Annotated in this window: 14 protein-coding genes; 8 read left to right on the top strand and 6 right to left on the bottom strand. The window is 74.4% G+C overall.

What is annotated here, in order from left to right; all coding sequences use genetic code 11:
• Nucleotides 1–94: 94 nt before the first annotated feature.
• Both ACH443_RS14860 and ACH443_RS14865 read right to left on the bottom strand, forming a co-directional pair.
• Nucleotides 95–1,321, bottom strand: a complete 1,227-nt coding sequence (locus tag ACH443_RS14860) for a ThiF family adenylyltransferase (RefSeq protein WP_430590745.1) — start codon at nucleotides 1,319–1,321, stop codon at nucleotides 95–97.
• Nucleotides 1,318–1,743, bottom strand: coding sequence for a DUF3817 domain-containing protein (locus ACH443_RS14865; protein ID WP_429764655.1), 426 nt, complete (start codon nucleotides 1,741–1,743; stop codon nucleotides 1,318–1,320). The genes ACH443_RS14860 and ACH443_RS14865 overlap by 4 nt, the downstream gene beginning before the upstream one ends.
• Nucleotides 1,744–1,842: 99 nt before the next feature.
• Between ACH443_RS14865 and ACH443_RS14870 the strand changes: the two genes are divergently transcribed.
• Together ACH443_RS14870 and ACH443_RS14875 are read left to right on the top strand one after the other, a co-directional pair.
• Nucleotides 1,843–3,612: an ABC transporter ATP-binding protein gene (locus ACH443_RS14870; RefSeq protein ID WP_430590746.1), complete on the top strand. Its 1,770-nt coding sequence runs from the start codon at nucleotides 1,843–1,845 to the stop codon at nucleotides 3,610–3,612.
• Nucleotides 3,609–5,363, top strand: coding sequence for an ABC transporter ATP-binding protein (locus ACH443_RS14875; RefSeq protein ID WP_430590747.1), 1,755 nt, complete (start codon nucleotides 3,609–3,611; stop codon nucleotides 5,361–5,363). Before ACH443_RS14870 ends, ACH443_RS14875 begins: the two co-directional genes overlap by 4 nt.
• Nucleotides 5,364–5,437: 74 nt before the next feature.
• Here ACH443_RS14875 and ACH443_RS14880 read toward each other — a convergent pair whose 3' ends face one another.
• Nucleotides 5,438–6,109, bottom strand: a complete 672-nt coding sequence (locus tag ACH443_RS14880; protein WP_430590748.1) for a GyrI-like domain-containing protein — start codon at nucleotides 6,107–6,109, stop codon at nucleotides 5,438–5,440.
• Nucleotides 6,110–6,148: 39 nt separating this feature from the next.
• Nucleotides 6,149–7,048, bottom strand: a complete 900-nt coding sequence (locus ACH443_RS14885; protein ID WP_430590749.1) for an SURF1 family protein — start codon at nucleotides 7,046–7,048, stop codon at nucleotides 6,149–6,151.
• Between the two features lie 170 nt (nucleotides 7,049–7,218).
• On the opposite strand from ACH443_RS14885, the gene ACH443_RS14890 reads away from it, so the two are divergent.
• Genes ACH443_RS14890 through ACH443_RS14900 form a run of 3 tightly spaced genes read left to right on the top strand, consistent with a single transcriptional unit; the run spans nucleotide 7,219 to nucleotide 13,155 of the window.
• On the top strand, nucleotides 7,219–9,723 hold the full coding sequence (locus tag ACH443_RS14890; protein ID WP_429764660.1) for a phosphoketolase family protein: 2,505 nt from the start codon (nucleotides 7,219–7,221) through the stop codon (nucleotides 9,721–9,723).
• Between the two features lie 31 nt (nucleotides 9,724–9,754).
• Entirely contained in the window at nucleotides 9,755–11,884 is a 2,130-nt protein-coding gene (gene pta / locus ACH443_RS14895; RefSeq protein WP_430590750.1) for a phosphate acetyltransferase, read from the top strand.
• Nucleotides 11,881–13,155 (top strand): acetate/propionate family kinase, encoded by a 1,275-nt coding sequence (locus ACH443_RS14900; protein WP_429764662.1) that lies wholly within the window; start codon nucleotides 11,881–11,883, stop codon nucleotides 13,153–13,155. Before pta ends, ACH443_RS14900 begins: the two co-directional genes overlap by 4 nt.
• Nucleotides 13,156–13,174: 19 nt before the next feature.
• On the opposite strand, the gene ACH443_RS14905 is transcribed toward ACH443_RS14900, so the two are convergent.
• Together ACH443_RS14905 and ACH443_RS14910 are read right to left on the bottom strand one after the other, a co-directional pair.
• Nucleotides 13,175–14,581 carry a GntP family permease gene (locus tag ACH443_RS14905; protein WP_430590803.1) on the bottom strand — a complete coding sequence of 469 codons (1,407 nt, stop codon included), beginning with the start codon at nucleotides 14,579–14,581 and terminating at the stop codon, nucleotides 13,175–13,177.
• Nucleotides 14,582–14,660: 79 nt separating this feature from the next.
• On the bottom strand, nucleotides 14,661–15,215 hold the full coding sequence (locus ACH443_RS14910; protein ID WP_429764663.1) for a gluconokinase: 555 nt from the start codon (nucleotides 15,213–15,215) through the stop codon (nucleotides 14,661–14,663).
• 168 nt (nucleotides 15,216–15,383) lie between these two features.
• Here ACH443_RS14910 and ACH443_RS14915 point away from each other — a divergent pair, with 168 nt between their 5' ends.
• Genes ACH443_RS14915 through ACH443_RS14925 form a run of 3 tightly spaced genes read left to right on the top strand, consistent with a single transcriptional unit; the run spans nucleotide 15,384 to nucleotide 18,399 of the window.
• The gene (locus ACH443_RS14915) at nucleotides 15,384–16,118 is read left to right on the top strand and encodes a FadR/GntR family transcriptional regulator (protein WP_430557158.1); all 735 of its coding nucleotides are present in this window, start codon (nucleotides 15,384–15,386) and stop codon (nucleotides 16,116–16,118) included.
• A gap of 11 nt (nucleotides 16,119–16,129) precedes the next feature.
• Nucleotides 16,130–17,452 (top strand): carboxylesterase family protein, encoded by a 1,323-nt coding sequence (locus ACH443_RS14920; RefSeq protein ID WP_430590751.1) that lies wholly within the window; start codon nucleotides 16,130–16,132, stop codon nucleotides 17,450–17,452.
• Entirely contained in the window at nucleotides 17,449–18,399 is a 951-nt protein-coding gene (locus ACH443_RS14925) for a DUF4031 domain-containing protein (RefSeq protein WP_430590752.1), read from the top strand. Before ACH443_RS14920 ends, ACH443_RS14925 begins: the two co-directional genes overlap by 4 nt.
• The last annotated feature ends 3 nt before the right edge of the window (nucleotides 18,400–18,402 follow it).

Consider the following 18,402-nt stretch of genomic DNA (forward strand, 5'->3'; position numbering starts at 1 on the left):
GCCGAGCTCGCCCGCCCCCCCCGCGCGTTTCGGGGGGCCGCCCCCCGCCCCCCCCCCCCCCCCCCCCCCTCTCTATCTCGGCGAGGAGCCTTCTCTATCTCGGCGAAGCGAGGAGCAGGGCGGGGGCGCCGCCCTCGACGGAGCGGGCGTCGACGCCGGCGGCGCGCGCGACGTCGGCGACGCGGGCCGAGCGGGCGCCGGCGGCGCACACGAGCAGCACGGGCCGGTCGGCGGGCAGCTCCGCGCGCGCGACGTCCGCGCCGTCCGGGCCGAAGAACGCGCCGCTCGGCACGAGCCGCGCCCCCGCGACCGGGAGCGCCTGGGCCTCCCAGTCCTCGCGGACGTCGACGAGCGCCACGGGGGCGTCGCCGGCGAGCAGCGCTGCGGCGTCGGCGGCGCTCATGCTGGCGGGGCCGAGCCCGCTGCTCACGGTGCCGGTACCGGCGTCGGCCGACCCGCCCGCCGGGGCGGGCAGCCCGCAGAACGCGGCGTACGCGGCGTCGTCGGCGAGCAGCCCGGCGACGGGCTCGCGCGTGGGGTCGGGGCGGACGGCGAGCTGGCGCCACGAGAGCTCGAGCGCGTCGTAGACGGCGATGCGGCCCAGCAGCGTCGTACCCGCGCCCGTGATCAGCTTGACCGCCTCGGTCGCCATGACCGAGCCGACGGTGCCGCACAGGGCGCCGAGCACGCCGCCGGTGGCGCAGTCGGGCACGGTGCCCGGCGGCGGGGGCACGGGGAAGACGTCGCGGTAGGTGACGCCGCGCTCGCGGGCGCCGTCGTCCAGCACCGGCGCGCCCCAGAAGACGGCGACCTGGCCGTCGAACTGGTGGATGGCGCCCCACACGACCGGGACGCCGAGGATCTCGGCCGCGTCGGAGACGAGGTAGCGGGTCGGGAAGTTGTCCGCCCCGTCGAGCACGAGGTCGTACCCGCCCACGATCTCCAGCACGTTCTCGGGGGTGAGGCGCGCGGGGTGGGCCACGACCTCGACGTCGGGCGCGAGGTCGGCGAGCCGGTCGCGCGCCGACTCCACCTTGGGTCGGCCGAGGTCGGCCGTGCCGTGCACCACCTGGCGCTGCAGGTTGGAGAGGTCCACGACGTCGTCGTCCACGACGCCGAGCGTGCCCACCCCGGCGGCCGCGAGGTACTGCAGGGCCGGGCTGCCGAGGCCCCCCGCCCCCACGACGAGCACGCGCGCGGCGGCGAGCCGACGCTGCCCCTCCGGCCCGACACCGGGCAGCGGCAGGTGCCGGGCGTACCGGGCGAGGCGCGCGGCGTCGAGCTCCGGGCCGGGCGCGACGAGCGGGGCGAGCGACGTCATGCCGCGTACCGCTCCGCGAGCGCCGCGAGCTTGGCGTCGGCGTCGGCGTGCACGCGCTTCTCGAGGATGAACGACATCACCGGCACGACGCCGGCGAACACCATCGTGGCGAGCCGGCCGAAGCCCCAGCGCATCTTCGACCACAGGTCGAGCACCGTGACGAGGTAGACCACGTAGATCCAGCCGTGCGCGAACGGCACCCAGCCCATGTAGTCGATGACGACCTCGACCGGCACCACGTACTTGAAGAACATCTCGACGCACAGGATCAGCAGCATCACACCGGTGAGGATCGCCATGAACCGGTAGCGCTTGAGGGCGCCGCGCGCCTTGCGGATGGCGGCCTCGGCCTGGGCCTGGCTGGCGCCGCCGGCGGGAGTCGACGAGGGCTGCGGGGCGGGGGTCTGCTGCGGCGTGCTCACCCCAGCATCGTAGGCGCGAAACGATGCGGTTATTCCGTGGCCCGGTGTCGGCGGGCGTTCGTAGGCTGGATCCTCGTGCGACCTCTTCCCTTGCCCGACGTGGGCAACCCTCCCCTGACGTCCCCCGCCCGGCTGCTGGCCTGGCAGGGGTGGCGTCAGCGCGACGTGCTCGCGAAGTCGCTGGTGGCGGGCGTGGTGGCGATGCTGGCGTCGGCCGCGGCCCCGCTGCTCATCGGTCGCGCCATCGACGAGGGGCTGTCGCAGGGCTTCGGCGGCCCCCTGTTCGCGTGGTGCGGGGCGATGCTCGGCGCCGCCGCCGTGATCGTCGTGGCCGGCATCTTCAACCACATCTGGGACGTCGAGAACTGGGTGCGGGCGTCGCTGTCGTTCTCCCAGCTCGTGGGCTACAAGGCCTCGCGCGCGGGGCACGCGATCACGCGCAAGCTGCCCACCGGCGAGGTCGTCTCCGCCGTCGCGAACGACGCCCTGCGCGTGGGCGACATGTTCTCCATGGCCGGCCGGTTCACCGGCGGCGTGATCGCGTACGTCGTGGTCGTCGTGATCATGCTGTCGCAGCACGTGCAGCTCGGCCTGGTGCTGGCGCTCGGCATCCCGGCGGTGGCGGCCGTCCTCGGCCTGCTGATCAAGCCGCTGCAGTCGCGCCAGACGACGCAGCGCGAGGCCACGGGCCGCCTGACGTCGCTCGGCGCGGACACCGTCTCGGGCCTGCGCATCCTGCGCGGCATCGGCGGCGAGGACGAGTTCGCCGCCCGCTACGCCCGCCAGTCGCAGGAGGTGCGGCACCAGGGCGTGCGCGTCGCCGTGCTGCAGTCGGTGCTCGACGGCCTGCAGGTGCTGCTGCCCGGGCTCCTCGCCGCGCTCGTGCTGTGGCTCGGCGCCCGCGCCGCCGTCCGCGGCGAGATCACCAGCGGCCAGCTCGTGACGTTCTACGGCTACGCCGCGTTCCTCGCCTGGCCGGTGCAGATGGCCACGCAGATGCTGCAGATGGTCATCCGTGCCGTCATCTCGTCGCGCAAGATCCTCGACGTGCTGCGGGTCACCGAGGCGACGCCGTCGACCGCGACGCCCACGGACGCGCCGCCCGCCGGCGCCGAGCTCGCCGACGAGACGAGCGGCCTGGTGCTGCGCGAGGGCCGCGTCCTGGGCCTCGTCAGCGCGGACCCGGACGCCTCGGCGCGCGTCGCGACGCGGCTCGGGCGGCTCGACGACGAGGCCGAGGCCGGCACGCCGGTCCGGCTCGGCGGCGTGCCGCTGGCCGACCTCGACAAGGAGGCGCTGCGCCACCGCGTCGTGGTCTCCGAGGCGACGCCGCACCTGTTCTCGGGCGTGCTCGGCGAGGCGCTCGACGCGCGTGGCCGCGCCACCGAGGCCGACCTGCTGGCCGCGATGGTCACCGCGGACGCGCACGACGTCCTCGACAGCGTGCCCGGCGGCCTCGCCGGCGAGCTGCCCGAGAAGGGCCGCTCCCTGTCGGGCGGCCAGCGGCAGCGCGTGGCGCTCGCGCGGGCCCTGCTCACCGAGCCGGAGATCCTCGTCCTCGTGGAGCCCACCAGCGCGGTGGACGCCCACACCGAGGCGCGGATCGCGGAGCGGGTCGCTCAGGTCCGTCGCGGCCGCACCACGCTCGTCGTCACGGCGAGCCCGCTCGTGCTCGACCACCTCGACGAGGTCGTGCTGCTCGACGACGACGCCACGGTCGCGGCGTCCGGCACGCACGCCGAGCTGCTGGCCCGCCGCGACGCCCACGGCGCCGCGTACCGCGCCGTCGTCGGCCGGAGCATGGCGGAGGACGCCGACGACGAGTCCGACGAGCTGACCGACACCGACCTGGAAGGAGCGGCACGATGAGCAGCACCACCAACCCCAACCTGCTGCCGATCGCCGAACGCGCCGAGGTCAACCGCACGGTGGGCCGCCTGTTCCGGCGCCACCGCGGCCAGCTCGGCGGCGTCGCCGTGCTGCACACCCTTGCCGCGCTGGCCGGCCTGGCGGGCCCGTTCCTGCTGGGGCGGATCATCGACCTCGTCGCCGACGGCACCACGCTGTCCGCCGTCGACTCGCTCGCGATGGTGCTCGTCGGCGCCGTCGTCGCGCAGGCCGTCATCACGCGGTACGCGCAGCGCCTGTCGATGGTCTTCGGCGAGCGGGTCTTCGCCGACCTGCGCGAGGAGTTCATGGACGCCGTGACCCGGCTGCCGCTGTCGACGGTGGAGAAGGCCGGCACCGGCGACCTCGTCGCGCGCACCACCAACGACGTGAACAAGCTGCAGCACGCCGTGCGGTTCGGCGTGCCGCGGGTGCTCGTGTGCGTCGTGACGATCCTGCTCACGCTGGTCGCGTCGTTCCTCGCGAGCCCGCTCGTGGCGGTCGGGCTGCTCACCGGCGTCCCGCTGATCGTCGTGGCCACGCGCTGGTACCTCAGGCGCGCGACGCCGGGTTACCTGCGCGAGTCGGCGGCCTACGCCGCGATCAACGGCTCCATCACCGAGTCCGTCGAGGGCGCCCGCACCACCGACGCCCTGCACCTCGGCGCCCGCATCCGCCGGCGCATCGACCGCGACCTGCGCGAGGCGTTCGACGCCGAGTCGTACACCCTGGGCCTGCGCCTGCGGCTCATCCCGGCCCTGGACGCAGCGGTCGCGATCGCGCCGATCGTCGTCATCCTCTGGGGCGGCTGGCTCGTGTCTCAGGACCTCACCACCGTGGGCACCGTCGCGACCATCGCGATGTACGGCCACCAGATGGGCGGCCCGGTGTTCGACCTGGTGTTCTGGCTCGACGAGCTGCAGGTCGCGGCCGTCGCGCTGGCGCGCGTCGTCGGCGTCGGGCTGGTCGGCCCGGACCGGACCGCCGGTACCGCCGTGCCGTCGTCGGAGGACGTCCGCGCCCGGTCGGTGCGGTACGCGTACCGCGAGGGCCACGACGTGCTGCACGGCATCGACCTGGACCTCGCCCCCGGCGAGCGGCTGGCCGTCGTCGGACCTTCCGGCGCGGGCAAGTCCACGCTGGGCCGCATGCTCGCGGGCATCCACCCGCCCACCGGCGGCTCGGTCACCGTGGGCGACGTGCCGCTCGTCGAGCTGCCGCTGGAGGACCTGCGCCACCACGTCGCGCTGGTCACCCAGGAGCACCACGTGTTCGTCGGGTCGCTGGCGGAGAACCTGCGCCTGGCCGACACGTCGGCCACCGACGACGCCCTGTGGGGCGCGCTCGGGGCGGTCGACGCCGCGTCGTGGGCGGCCGCGCTGCCCGACGGCCTGGAGACGGCGGTCGGGTCGGGCGGTCACACGCTCACGCCCGCGCAGGCGCAGCAGGTCGCGCTCGCGCGGCTCGTGCTGCTCGACCCGCACACGCTCGTCCTCGACGAGGCGACGTCGCTGCTCGACCCCCGGGCCGCCCGCCACCTGGAGCGTTCGCTCAACGCCGTGCTCACCGGCCGCACGGTGGTCGCCATCGCGCACCGCCTGCACACCGCGCACGACGCCGACCGCGTCGCCGTCGTCGACGGCGGCCGCATCACCGAGATCGGCCCGCACGACGAGCTCGTCGCCGCCGGCGGCGACTACGCCAGGCTCTGGCACAGCTGGCAGCACGAGTGAGCGCGAGGTAGTCCACCCCGCGCCGAGGTAGTACCGAAACCGCCGAGGTAGTCCCCTTCCGCATCGACCGGGGACTACCTCGGCGATTTCGGTACTACCTCGCAGCGCGACGAACTACCTCGGCGGGTTCGGTACCACCTCGGCGCGACGGACTGGCGGATCAGGGTGCGCAGCTTCTCCGGGGCGGTGCGGCGCAGGTCGGACAGGTAGATCTCGTGGTGCCGCCCGCGCAGCGCCCGGCCCTCGGAGTCGATGAACGCGTGCAGACGCTCGATCGTCGCGGGCTCGGTGGCGAACGGCCCGCGGTGCAGCACCTGCGCGGCGTCGCCCTCGGCGTAGCTCTCCAGGCGGACGCGGTCGCCGGCCGGGGGCCGCTTCGCGGCGACGGCGCGCGCCAGCACGTCGGCGGCGTCGACCTGCTCGACGGCGTCCGGCAGGCTGATCATGAGCGTCCAGCGCCACTCGTCCTTGGCGGCCACGCTGAACGTGCTCATGTCGTCCGCCCACCACAGCCCCTCGAGCGGCATGACCGTGTAGGCGTCGCCCGTGGCGGCCTTGACCGCCGCCCGCAGCGCGTACGCGAGCGGGTACAGCGTCTCGACCGCCGCGCGGTACGCCGGCGCGGTGTTCGGGTCGCCCTCGCCGTCGACCATGAGGAACGGGCGGGGCGGCACCGTCACCATCGCGGGCGTCGTCGTCGCACGGTAGCGGTACCGCGGCTCGCGCTTGAGGTCGATGCTCGCCATGCCGACAGCCAAGCAGCCGCCCCCGACATCACGAGGGGGTCAGCCGGGCAGACCCGCGATGCCGGTGCCGACGGGGTCGTCGGAGTCGTCGTGCGTGCGGCCGCGCTTCGTCCCCGCCGCCTCGTCGCGCACGAGCCGGATCCAGAGCACCACCGCGAAGAGCCCGAAGACCCACCACTGCAGGGCGTAGAACAGGTTCTGCAGGTTGACGCCGTCGCTGCCCTCGAGCACGGGGCGCGGCAGCAAGGCTGGCCCGCCCTCGGCGGCGGTCGCCTGCGCGGGGTCGGACGTCGTGAGCACGACGTACCCGGAGTAGATCGGCCCGCCCCACGTGTTGACCAGCGCGCCGGTGGAGATGGAGTCGGTGAGCGGGGGGCCGTCCGGGTTGTCGGGGAGCGGCTCGGCGCCCTCCTGCACGGACTCCGACGCCTGCAGCCAGCCGGTGACGCGTACCTCGCCGTCGGGGACGTCGAGCGACGCGGCGTCCGGGGTGGGAGAGTCCACCCACCCGCGCACCACCGGCAGGACCGGCGGCCCGGACAGGTCCGCCCACGACGCACCGCCAGTGCCGTCGTCGGTGACGCGCAGCGGCGTGAGCACCAGGTACCCGGTGCGGCCGTCCAGCGCGCGCCCGGCGACGAGCATCTGCCCCTCGGGCTCGTACTCCCCCGTCACCCACGCCTCGGTGCCGACCAGCTCGCCGGGGAACGACGTCTGCGGCGGGAGCAGGTCGCCCAGCGCCTCGGGTCCGTGCGACGCCTGCTCCGCCGCCTCCTGCTGGGCGGCGAGCTCCGCGCGCTGGTAGGCGCGGTCGAGCTGCCACACGCCGAGCCGACCGCACACGGCGGCGGCGAGCAGGAAGAGGAGCAGGATCCCGATCATGCGGGGCTGGACGGCCACCGCCCAGAACGACCTGCGGGCGGGCTGGGGGCTGGGCACGGCACCACCGTAATCGGCCCGGGCCCCACCCCAGGAATCCGTGCGCCGCCGGCACCTGACACGGCGCCAGATCGACGTCACGCCCTCTGACCTCGCCGGTCGTGCTGCATTCGCGCACCGGGTGCGGTGGAATGAAGGCGCCGGCCTTCCCCGAGCCTCTGGAGCGTGTGATGAGCACCACGACCACCCCGACCGTCAGCCCCACCCCGTGGCGCGCCGGCGCCGGCACCGAGCTCTCGGCCGAGACGATCGACCGGATCGACCGGTGGTGGCGGGCGGCGAACTACCTGTCGGTCGGTCAGATCTACCTGCTCGGCAACCCGCTGCTGCGCGAGCCGCTGACCCGCGACCACGTCAAGCCGCGCCTGCTGGGCCACTGGGGCACGACGCCGGGCCTGAACTTCCTGTACGCGCACCTCAACCGGGTGATCAAGGAGCGCGAGCAGTCCACGGTCTACGTCGCCGGCCCCGGCCACGGCGGCCCCGGCCTCGTCGCGAGCACGTATCTGGACGGCACGTACTCCGAGCTCTACTCGGACATCACCGAGGACACCGACGGCGTGCGCCGCCTGTTCCGCCAGTTCTCGTTCCCTGGCGGCATCCCGAGCCACGTCGCCCCCGAGACGCCCGGGTCCATCCACGAGGGCGGCGAGCTGGGATACGCCCTCTCGCACGCGTACGGCGCGGTGTTCGACAACCCGGACCTGCTGGTGGCGGCGGTCGTGGGCGACGGCGAAGCCGAGACCGGCCCGCTCGCCACGAGCTGGCACTCGAACAAGCTGCTCAACCCCGCGCAGGACGGCGTCGTGCTGCCGATCCTGCACCTCAACGGGTACAAGATCGCGAACCCCACGATCCTCGACCGCATCGGCCGCGACGAGCTCGAGTCGCTCATGGTCGGGTACGGGCACAAGCCGCACTGGTTCGAGGTGGCCGACGGCTCCGACGAGTCGCACGAGTCGATCCACCGCCGCTTCGCCGCGGTGCTGGACGAGGTGCTCGACGAGATCGCCGCGATCAAGGCGCAGGCCGCCGTCGAGGGGGTGGACATGGCGCGCCCGGCCTGGCCCATGATCGTGTTCCGCACGCCGAAGGGCTGGACGGGCCCGGAGTACATCGACGGCAAGAAGACGGTGGGCTCGTGGCGCGCGCACCAGGTGCCGCTCGCGAGCGCGCGGGACACGCCCGAGCACCTCCAGGTGCTGGAGACGTGGCTCAAGTCGTACCGGGCCGAGGAGCTCTTCGACGACGACGGCCGCATCCTCGACGACATCCGCGAGCTGGCCCCGCCCGGCGAGCTGCGCATGAGTGCCAACCCGCACGCGAACGGCGGCGTGCTGCTGCGCGACCTGCGCCTGCCCGACTTCCGCGACTTCGCCGTCGACGTCCCCGCGCCGGGTGCCGGTGCGGTGGAGGCGCCGCGAGTGCTGGGCCAGTTCCTCACCGAGGTGATCCGCCGCAACCCGGACAACTTCCGGATCTTCGGCCCGGACGAGACGGCGTCCAACCGCCTGCAGGCCACGTTCGACGTCACCGGCAAGCAGTGGAACGCCGAGTACTTCTCGCCGGAGGTCGACGAGCACCTCGTCCGCGCCGGCCGGGTGATGGAGCAGCTGAGCGAGCACCAGTGCCAGGGCTGGCTGGAGGGCTACCTGCTCACCGGGCGGCACGGCCTGTTCACCAGCTACGAGGCCTTCATCCACATCGTCGACTCGATGTTCAACCAGCACGCCAAGTGGCTCAAGGTCACCAACCACATCCCGTGGCGGAGGCCGATCGCGAGCCTCAACTACCTGCTCTCCAGCCACGTGTGGCGCCAGGACCACAACGGCTTCAGCCACCAGGACCCTGGCTTCATCGACCACGTCGTGAACAAGAAGGCCGAGATCGTCCGCGTGTACCTGCCGCCGGACGCGAACACCCTGCTGTCCACCTACGACCACTGCCTGCGCTCGCGCCAGTACGTGAACGTCGTCGTGGCGGGCAAGCAGCCGGCGCCGCAGTTCCTCACGATGGAGCAGGCGGTCGCGCACTCCACGCGCGGCCTGGGCATCTGGGAGTGGGCCGGCACCGAGGTGGAGGGCGAGGACCCGGACGTCGTGCTCGGCGCCGCGGGCGACGTGCCCACGCTCGAGGTGCTCGCGGCGGCCGACATCCTGCGCCACCGCATCCCGGACCTCAAGGTCCGGGTCGTGAACGTCGTCGACCTCATGCGGCTGCAGGACGAGAAGGAGCACCCGCACGGCCTGTCCGACAAGGACTTCGACACGCTGTTCACGGCCGACAAGCCGGTGATCTTCAACTACCACGGCTACCCGTGGCTCATCCACCGCCTCACGTACCGCCGCACCAACCACGCCAACATCCACGTGCGCGGGTACAAGGAGGAGGGCACCACGACGACGCCCTTCGACATGGCGATGCTCAACGACATCGACCGGTTCCACCTCGTGGTCGACGTCATCGACCGGGTGCCGGCCCTGCGCTCGCGGTACGCGGGCCTGCGGCAGGAGATGGTCGACGCCCGGCTCGCGGCCCGGCAGTACACCCGCGAGCACGGCGAGGACATCCCTGACGTGCGCGACTGGGTGTGGCCGGACGTCGGTGAGACGGGCACCGAGAACGGCGGGCCCCAGTACGACGCCGCGGCGGCGACGGGCGGCGACAACGAGTGACAGGGGACGCACGATCGACAGGGGACGCCGCGTGACGAGCACGACCCGCTCTCTCTACATCGCCTCCCCCGAGGGCGAGACCGGCAAGTCGACGGTCGCGCTGGGCGTGCTGGACCTGCTGGTCCGGCAGGTCTCGCGCGTCGGGGTGTTCCGGGCCGTCTCCCGCGTGCCGTCGCCGCCGGCGTCGGACGCGGGGGGCGACGCCGCGCGCGACCACGTCCTGGAGATGCTGCTCGCGCACGACGGCGTCGACCTGACGTACGAGGACGCGGTCGGCGTCACCTACGACGACGTTCACGCGGACCCGGAGGCCGCGCTCGCCCGCATCCTCGACCGCTACCACGCGGTCGCGGAGCGGTGCGACGCCGTCGTCGTGGTCGGCACGGACTACACCGACGTCGCGGGCGCCACCGAGCTGGCGTTCAACGCGCGCGTGGCGGCCAACCTGGGCGCCCCGGTGCTGCTGGTGGCGTCGGGCCGGGAGCGCTCGCCCGAGGACGTGCGCGCCCTGGTGCGCCTCAGCCTGTCGGAGCTGCGCGCCAACCACGCGCAGCCGGTGGGCGTCGTCGTGAACCGGTGCCCCCCGCGGGTGCTCGCCGCGGGCGCCGCGGCGCTGGTGGGCGACGGCGACCTGCCCGTGTGGACGATCCCCGAGGAGCCGTTCCTGCACGCGCCGACGGTCGGCCGCCTGGCCGAGGCCGTGGAGGGCACGCTCATGCTCGGCGACGTCGACCTGCTGGGCCGCGAGGCGCTCGAGGTCATCGTCGGGGCGATGTCGTTCGAGCACGTGCTCGACCACCTGTCCGACGGCGCCGTCGTCATCCTGCCGGGCGACCGCTCCGACGTGCTGCTCGGGCTGCTCTCGGCGCAGTCCGCGGCCACGTTCCCGTCCCTGTCGGGCATCGTGCTCACCGGCGGCTACGTGCCGCGCGGGGTGATCGCGCAGCTGCTGTCGGCGCTCGGCCCGCGCGTGCCCGTGGTGGCCACCGCGCTCGACACGTTCCAGGCCGCCCGCCGCGCGGCCGAGACGCACGGCTACGTCACCGTCGCCTCGACACGGAAGATCGACGTCGCGCGTGCCCTGTTCGAGCAGCACGTGGACGGCGCCGCGCTGCTGGCCCGCCTGGACCTGCCGCGCACGCGCGTCGTGACGCCGCTGATGTTCGAGTACGAGCTCATCGAGCGCGCGCGCGGCGACCGGCGCCGCGTCGTGCTGCCCGAGGGCGACGACGACCGCATCCTGCGCGCCGCGTCGACCGTGCTGGCCCGCGGCATCGCGGACCTGGTGATCCTGGGCGACGAGACGTCGATCCGGGCGCGCGCCGCCGAGCTGGGCCTCGACATCGCCGCCGCCACCGTGCTCTCCCCCACCGACCCCGAGCACGTCGAGACGTTCAGCGCGGAGTACGCGAGGCTCCGGGCGCACAAGGGCATGACGGTGGAGCGGGCCAAGGAGATCGTCACCGACGTGTCGTACTTCGGCACGATGATGGTGCACCTCGGGCTCGCGGACGGGATGGTCTCGGGCGCCGCGCACACCACGGCGCACACCATCCGGCCCTCGTTCGAGATCGTCAAGACGCAGCCGGGCGTCTCCGTGGTGTCGTCGGTGTTCCTCATGTGCCTGCAGGACCGGGTGCTCGTGTACGGCGACTGCGCCGTGATCCCCGACCCGACGGCGGAGCAGCTCGCGGACATCGCCATCTCGTCGTCGGCGACGGCGGCGCAGTTCGGCGTCGACCCGAAGGTCGCGATGCTGTCGTACTCGACGGGCACGTCCGGCTCGGGCGCGGACGTCGACAAGGTGCGCACCGCGACCGGGCTGGTCCGCGAGCGCCGGCCCGACCTGTCCGTGGAGGGGCCGATCCAGTACGACGCCGCCGTGGACGCGTCGGTCGCGAAGTCGAAGCTGCCGGAGTCGTCGGTCGCAGGGCAGGCGACGGTGTTCGTCTTCCCCGACCTCAACACGGGCAACAACACGTACAAGGCCGTGCAGCGCTCGGCCGGGGCCGTCGCCGTCGGCCCCGTGCTGCAGGGGCTGAACAAGCCGGTCAACGACCTGTCGCGCGGCGCGCTGGTCGCGGACATCGTCAACACCGTCGCCATCACGGCGATCCAGGCCCAGTCGTTCGGGGCACAGGCACAGGAGGCCACCGCATGAGCATCGTCCCCGAGGCCGAGCGCCCCACCCCGTACAGCGCGTACGGGGCGCACGGGTCCGTGCTGGTGCTGAACTCGGGCTCGTCGTCGCTCAAGTACCAGCTGGTCAACCCCGTCGGCGGGGAGGCGATCGCGGCGGGCACGATCGAGCGGATCGGCGAGGCGTCCGGCATCGTCACGCACACGTTCGCCGGCAACAGGACCCGCCGCGAGCTCGAGGTGCCGGACCACGGCGAGGCGCTGCGGATCGCGCTGGGCCTGTTCGACGAGATCGGCCCGCGCCTGGCGGACGCCGGCATCTACGCCGTCGGGCACCGGGTGGTGCACGGCGGCGCGGAGTTCTCGGGGCCGGTCGTGGTGGACGACGACGTCGTGGCGCGCATCGACGCCCTCGTCCCGCTCGCGCCCCTGCACAACCCGGCCAACGTGCAGGGCATCCGGGTGGCGCGCGAGCTGCTGTCCGACGTCCCGCACGTCGCCGTCTTCGACACGGCCTTCTTCTCCGCGCTGCCCGCCGAGGCGTACACCTACGCCATCGACCGGGAGGTGGCCAAGGAGTACGACGTGCGCCGGTACGGCTTCCACGGCACCAGCCACCAGTACGTGGCGGGCAAGGTGGCGCGGGTGCTGGGCCGCCGGGTGCAGGACCTGCACACGATCGTGCTGCACCTGGGCAACGGCGCGTCCGCGTCGGCGGTGGCGGGCGGCGTCCCGATCGACACCTCCATGGGCCTGACGCCGTTGGAGGGCCTCGTGATGGGCACCCGGTCGGGCGACATCGACCCGGCCGTCGTCTTCCACCTGGCCCGCAACGCCGAGCTGGGCATCGACGAGCTCGACACGCTGCTCAACAAGCGCTCGGGGATGCTCGGCCTCTCGGGCGTGAACGACTTCCGCGAGCTGCGGCGCCTCATCGACGACGGCGACGAGGCGGCCGCGCTCGCGTTCGACGTCTACGTCCACCGCCTGAAGAAGTACGTGGGCGCCTACGCCGCGCTGCTGGGCCGGGTGGACGTCATCGCGTTCACCGCGGGCGTCGGCGAGAACGACGCCGCCGTGCGCGCCGCCGTCTGCGACGGCCTCGAGGGCATGGGCATCGCCGTCGACCCGGAGCGCAACGCCGCGTCGCGGCGCGACGAGCGCATCATCTCCCCCGACTGGACGTCCACGCTGGTGATGGTGATCCCCACGATGGAGGAGCTCGCCATCGCCCGGCAGTGCGTCGAGGCGGTGGAGCACCTGCGCCCGTCGTCGTCGGTCACGGCGGGCTGAGCGGCGCGGGCGCCGGCCCTCAGGCCAGCGCGAACGCCACGCAGGCGATCCCGAAGCCCATCACGCCGATCGCCGTCTCCATGACGGTCCAGGTGCGCAGCGTGGTCTTCACGTCCATGTCGAAGAACCGGCCCACGAGCCAGAACCCCGAGTCGTTGACGTGGCTGAGCACGACGGACCCGGCCGCCACGGCGACGACGATCGCGGCCGTCGCGAGCTGGCTGAACCCGCCGGCGGCCACGGCCGGGGCGATGAGCCCGGCCGCCGTCGTGAGCGCCACGGTGGCGGAGCCCTGCGCCACCCGCAGGACCGCGGCGATGACGAAGCCGGCGACGATGACGGGGAGGCCCAGGTCGGCGAGGACGTCGGCGAGGGCGTCGCCGATGCCCGACGCGCGCAGCACGCCGCCGAACATGCCGCCGGCGCCCGTGATGAGGATGACGGAGCAGACGGGCCCCAGCGCCGAGTCGAGCGTCTGCTCGAGCACGGTGCTCTCGACGCCGCGGCGACGGCCGAGCGCCCAGGCCCCCACGAGGACGGCGACCAGCAGCGCGACGGGTGTCGAGCCGACGACGCCCGCCCAGGTCACGACCGGGCTCTCGGCGGCGACCCAGCCCGCGGAGACCGCGGTCTCCAGCCCGGTGTTGGCGAAGATCAGGACGAGCGGGAGCAGCAGGATGCCGACGACCGTGCCGAAGCGCGGCGGGTTCGCGATCTGCGCGGCGTCGGCGCGGCCGAGGATCGCCGGCACCGGCAGCTCGATCCGGCGGCCCGCGAACCGGCCGAAGAGGTAGGCGGTCACGTACCAGGTGGGGATCGCGATGATCAGCCCGAGGAGCAGGACCATGCCGACGTTCGCCCCGAGGAACTCGGACGCGGCGACGGGGCCGGGGTGCGGCGGCACGTAGATGTGCATGACCGAGAACGCGCCGGCCACGGGCAGGCCGTACAGCAGCAGCGACCCGCCGAGGCGGTGGGCCACCGCGAACACGATCGGCAGCATCACGACGAGGCCGGCGTCGAAGAAGATCGGGAAGCCGAAGATCAGCGACGCGACGCCGAGGGCCAGCGGGGCGCGCTTCTCGCCGAACCGCGCGATGAGCACGTCGGTCATCACCTTCGCGCCGCCGCTGGTCTCGATCAGGCGGCCCAGCATCGCGCCGAGCCCGACGAGCAGCGCCACGGACGCGAGGGTCGAGCCGAAGCCGTCCAGCAGGACGTCCAGGACGCCGCCGGCGGGCAGCCCGGCGGCCACCGCGGTGAGCAGGCTGACGAGCACGAGCGCGAGGAACGCGTGCAGGCGCACCTTGATGATGAGCAGGAGCAGGAGCGCGACGCCTCCGGCGGCGATGGCGAGCAGCGGCCCGGCCGTGAGCGTCTGGGTCCAGTCGTCGGTGGGCGCGGCGGCCGGCAGGGCGAAGGGCATGGCGAAGGGCATGGCAGAGGGCAGGGAGAAGGGCATGGCGAAGTCCTCGTCGACGGTCGTACGGGGTGGGTCCGGCGGGTCAGGCCCGGTCGGCGAGCCAGGCGAGCACGGAGTCGACGATCTCCTCCGGCGTGGCCGCGACGTCGATCCTGATGCCGTCCTCGTCGTCGTCGAGCGGCTCGAGGGTGGCGAGCTGGGACGGCAGGAGCGCCGGCGGCATGAAGTGCCCGCTGCGGTGCGCCATCCGGTCGGCGAGGAGCTCGGGGGTGCCGTCGAGGTGGACGAACCGCACCCGGCCGTGCGCGCCGCGCAGGACGTCGCGGTAGGAGCGCTTGAGCGCCGAGCAGGTCACGACGGCGGACCGGCCGCTGTCGGTCTCCCCGGTCAGCCAGTCGCGGATGGCGGCGAGCCAGGGGGCGCGGTCGGCGTCGGTGAGGGGCGTGCCGGCCGACATCTTGTCGATGTTGGCCTGGGGGTGGAACTCGTCGGCCTCGGCGACGTCGACGCCGAGGCGCTCGGCGAGCATCCCGGCGATCGTGGTCTTGCCCGAGCCGGCGACGCCCATGACGACGAGGTGCCCGGCGACCGGAGACCGCGGCGCGCTCGCGGCGCGCCCGTCACCGGTGGCGTTCATGACGACAGTGTCCATCTCGACTTCCCTGTTCGGTCGGCGACCCGCCGGGGCGGGCCCCGCGGCGACTGCTGCGTCGCCGCGTCGTCCGAGGATGCCTCTTTGGTACTACCTTTGACAAGACTGGTCACACCAATGGCTCGCCCGACCCCACGTCGATAGGCTCCGCCCATGTCGTCACCGTCCCTGCACGCCGGAGTGCTCGACGCGCTCGGCCGCGCGATCACCAGCGGGGACGTCCCCCCGGGCACCCCCCTCACGCTCGACGGGATCGGCGCCGAGCACGGCGTCTCGCGGACCGTGGCGCGCGAGGTGATGCGGATGCTCGAGGGCCTCGGGATGGTGCGCTCGCGGCGCCGGGTCGGCCTCGTGGTCCTCGGCATGGAGGACTGGAACGTGCTCGACCCGCGCGTCATCCGGTGGCGGCTGCAGGGCCCCGGCCGCGACGCGCAGCTGCGCAGCCTCACCGAGCTGCGGCACGCGGTCGAGCCCCTCGCCGCCGCCGGCGCCGCCCGCCACGCCACCCCCCAGGTGCGCGGCGAGCTCGTGGACCTCGCCCGCCGGATGCGCACCCTCGGCGAGGCGGGCGACCTCACCGAGTTCCTCGCCCTCGACGTCCGCATGCACGAGCTGCTGCTGCGCTCCAGCGGCAACGAGATGTTCGGCCCGCTGGCCGACGTCGTCGCCGAGGTCCTCGCCGGGCGGACCCACCTCGGCCTCATGCCGCCCTCCCCCGCGCCCGAGGCCCTCGACCAGCACGAGGCGGTCGCCCGGGCGGTGGCCGAGCACGACCCCGACGCCGCCGAGGCCGCGATGGCCCGGATCGTCCGCGAGGTGCGGCGCGCGCTCGACGACCTGCCCGACCTCATGCCCGACGACGAGGACGGCGCCTCGCGCCAGGGTTAGTCTCGACCGCGATGCTGCGCTTCACGCCTCCCTGCGGACCGGTCGACGGCTGGGCGGACGACGACGTCGTCCGCGCCACCGGCATCCCGTACGCCCACGCGGACCGGTTCGCCCGGCCCGTGCCGGTGCCCGACCGCAGCGAGGCGTTCGCGGCGACGGGGTGGTCCCCCGCCTGCCCGCAGGCGCCGGTCCCGTTCCTCGACGAGGTGCTGGGCTCGCCGGGCGCCGGCGTCCCCGGCGACGAGCACTGCCAGCGCCTGTCCGTGACGATGCCCGCCGACGTGCGCTCCGACGACCGCCTCCCCGTCATGGTGTGGATCCACGGCGGCTCGTACACCTCCGGCGCGGGCGACCTGCCGATCATGGACCCGCGGCCGCTCGTCGCGGAGCAGCGGGTGGTCGTCGTGACCGTCACCTATCGGCTCGGCCTGCTGGGCTACCTCGGCGACGGCCCCGAGCGGCCCGCGAACCTCGGGCTGCTCGACCAGCTCGAGGCGCTGCGCTGGGTGCACCGCAACATCGCCGCGTTCGGCGGCGACCGGGCGCGGGTCACGCTGTTCGGCCAGTCCGCGGGGGGCGACGCCGTCGCGCACCTGCTGGCCGTGCCCGCCGCGGCGGCCCTGGTCTCGCGCGCGATCGTGCAGAGCGCGCCGCTCGGCATCTCCCGGGGGCGGGACCGGATGAACGCCGCCATGGCGCGCGCCGCCGCCGGGATCTCCGCCCGGACGCCCGTCATGGACGTCGTGGCCGCGGAGGCGCGGGTCGCGCGGGCGGCGACGGGCGCCGGCCTGCGCGCCGCGATGCCGTTCGGCACCCAGTACGGCCACGACCCGCTCCCGCCCGAGGGCGAGATCGACGCCGCCTGGGACGCCGTCGCGCCGCAGGTCGCGCTGCTCGTCGGGAGCACCGCCGAGGAGGCGCGGCTGTTCGTCCCCCTGATCCCCGCGATCCGGCGGCTCGCCGCGCTGCCCGTCGTCGGTCCCTGGATACGACGCGCGCTGGTCGCCGCCGTCACCGCGGCCGTCTACGGGCGCCCCGCCCGGCGGCTCGCCGCCCGGCACGCGGCCGCCGGCGGCACCGCCTACCGGTACGTCGTGACGTGGGCCGCGCCAGGCAACCCGTGGGGCGCCGCGCACACCGTCGACCTGCCGCTGCTGTTCGGCGACGAGAAGGCGTGGGCGCCGGCGGCGCTCACGGACGGTACGTCGTGGGACGACCTGCAGCGCTCCGCGCGGCGCGTGCGCGCCGTGTGGGGCGCGTTCGCGCGGGGCGAGGACCTCGGCGACCGGCTCGAGGTGCCGGGTGCCCTCAGGGTGCGGCGGGTGCGCCGATGACGCTCCTGCTCGACCCGCCCGCCTGGCCGGCGCACGGCACCCTCTGGTCGCACCTGGTCTCGGACACGTCGCTGCACGAGCTGCGGTCGTTCGCCCGTGCCCAGGGCGTGGGCGACCGGGCCTTCGACCTCGACCACTACGACGTCCCCGCCGACCGGCACGACGCGCTGGTGGCCGCCGGGGCCGTGCCGGTGACCGGCGGCGAGTTGTCGCGGCGCCTCGCCGGCTCCGTCCTGCGGGTGCCCGGCCGCGAACGGCGGCGCGCCTCCCACGACGCGCTGCTCGCCCGGTGGACGACGCTGTGGGAGCCGGACGACGGCGCGCGGTCCGCGCTCGCCGCGGCGGACGACGCCGGGCGCGACCTCGTGGGCCGCTGGCGCGAGCCGCACCGCGTCTACCACTCGCGCCTGCACCTGGCCGACTCCCTCGACGCCCTGGACCTCCTCGTCGCCGACGGCGCGCCCGGCTCGCGCTGGCACGCGGCGGCGGCGCTGTGGTTCCACGACGCGGTGCACGACGGCGAGGCGGGCCGCGACGAGGAGCGCTCGGCCGCGCTGGTGGGCGCGCTGCTCGGGCCGCTGGCAGGCGAGGTGCGCCGGGCGGGGACGGGCGAGCCGCTGACGCACCACGACGTGGACGAGGTCGCCCGGCTCGTGCTCGTGACGACCGCTCACGACCCCGGCGCGGCGGACGCCTCGGGCGCGCTGGTCAGCGACGCGGACCTCGCCGTCCTCGGCGCCGAGCCCGGTCGGTACGCGCGCTACGCGGCCCAGGTCCGCGCCGAGTACGGGCACGTGCCCGACGACGCGTTCCGGGCCGGCCGGGCCGCCGTCCTGGACCAGCTCGCCGGGCTGCCGCGGCTGTACCGCTCGGCCGCGGCCGCGGCCCGCTGGGCCGACACCGCGGGACGCAACGTGCGCGCCGAGCGCGCCGCCCTGGTCCCCTGACGC

Origin of the sequence: Isoptericola sp. NPDC019571 (assembly GCF_044389385.1) — a bacterium.
Lineage (GTDB): Bacteria > Actinomycetota > Actinomycetes > Actinomycetales > Cellulomonadaceae > Isoptericola > Isoptericola nanjingensis.

Bases quoted from the DNA above. Each gene is read 5' to 3' on its own strand.
- ACH443_RS14875 (WP_430590747.1), top strand. From the start codon at position 3,609: ATGAGCAGCACCACCAACCCCAACCTGCTGCCGATCGCCGAACGCGCC.
- ACH443_RS14910 (WP_429764663.1), bottom strand. From the start codon at position 15,215: ATGAACGCCACCGGTGACGGGCGCGCCGCGAGCGCGCCGCGGTCTCCG.
- ACH443_RS14925 (WP_430590752.1), top strand. From the start codon at position 17,449: ATGACGCTCCTGCTCGACCCGCCCGCCTGGCCGGCGCACGGCACCCTC.
- ACH443_RS14915 (WP_430557158.1), top strand. From the start codon at position 15,384: ATGTCGTCACCGTCCCTGCACGCCGGAGTGCTCGACGCGCTCGGCCGC.
- ACH443_RS14880 (WP_430590748.1), bottom strand. From the start codon at position 6,109: ATGGCGAGCATCGACCTCAAGCGCGAGCCGCGGTACCGCTACCGTGCG.
- ACH443_RS14900 (WP_429764662.1), top strand. From the start codon at position 11,881: ATGAGCATCGTCCCCGAGGCCGAGCGCCCCACCCCGTACAGCGCGTAC.
- ACH443_RS14890 (WP_429764660.1), top strand. From the start codon at position 7,219: ATGAGCACCACGACCACCCCGACCGTCAGCCCCACCCCGTGGCGCGCC.
- ACH443_RS14920 (WP_430590751.1), top strand. From the start codon at position 16,130: ATGCTGCGCTTCACGCCTCCCTGCGGACCGGTCGACGGCTGGGCGGAC.
- ACH443_RS14905 (WP_430590803.1), bottom strand. From the start codon at position 14,581: ATGCCCTTCGCCCTGCCGGCCGCCGCGCCCACCGACGACTGGACCCAG.
- ACH443_RS14860 (WP_430590745.1), bottom strand. From the start codon at position 1,321: ATGACGTCGCTCGCCCCGCTCGTCGCGCCCGGCCCGGAGCTCGACGCC.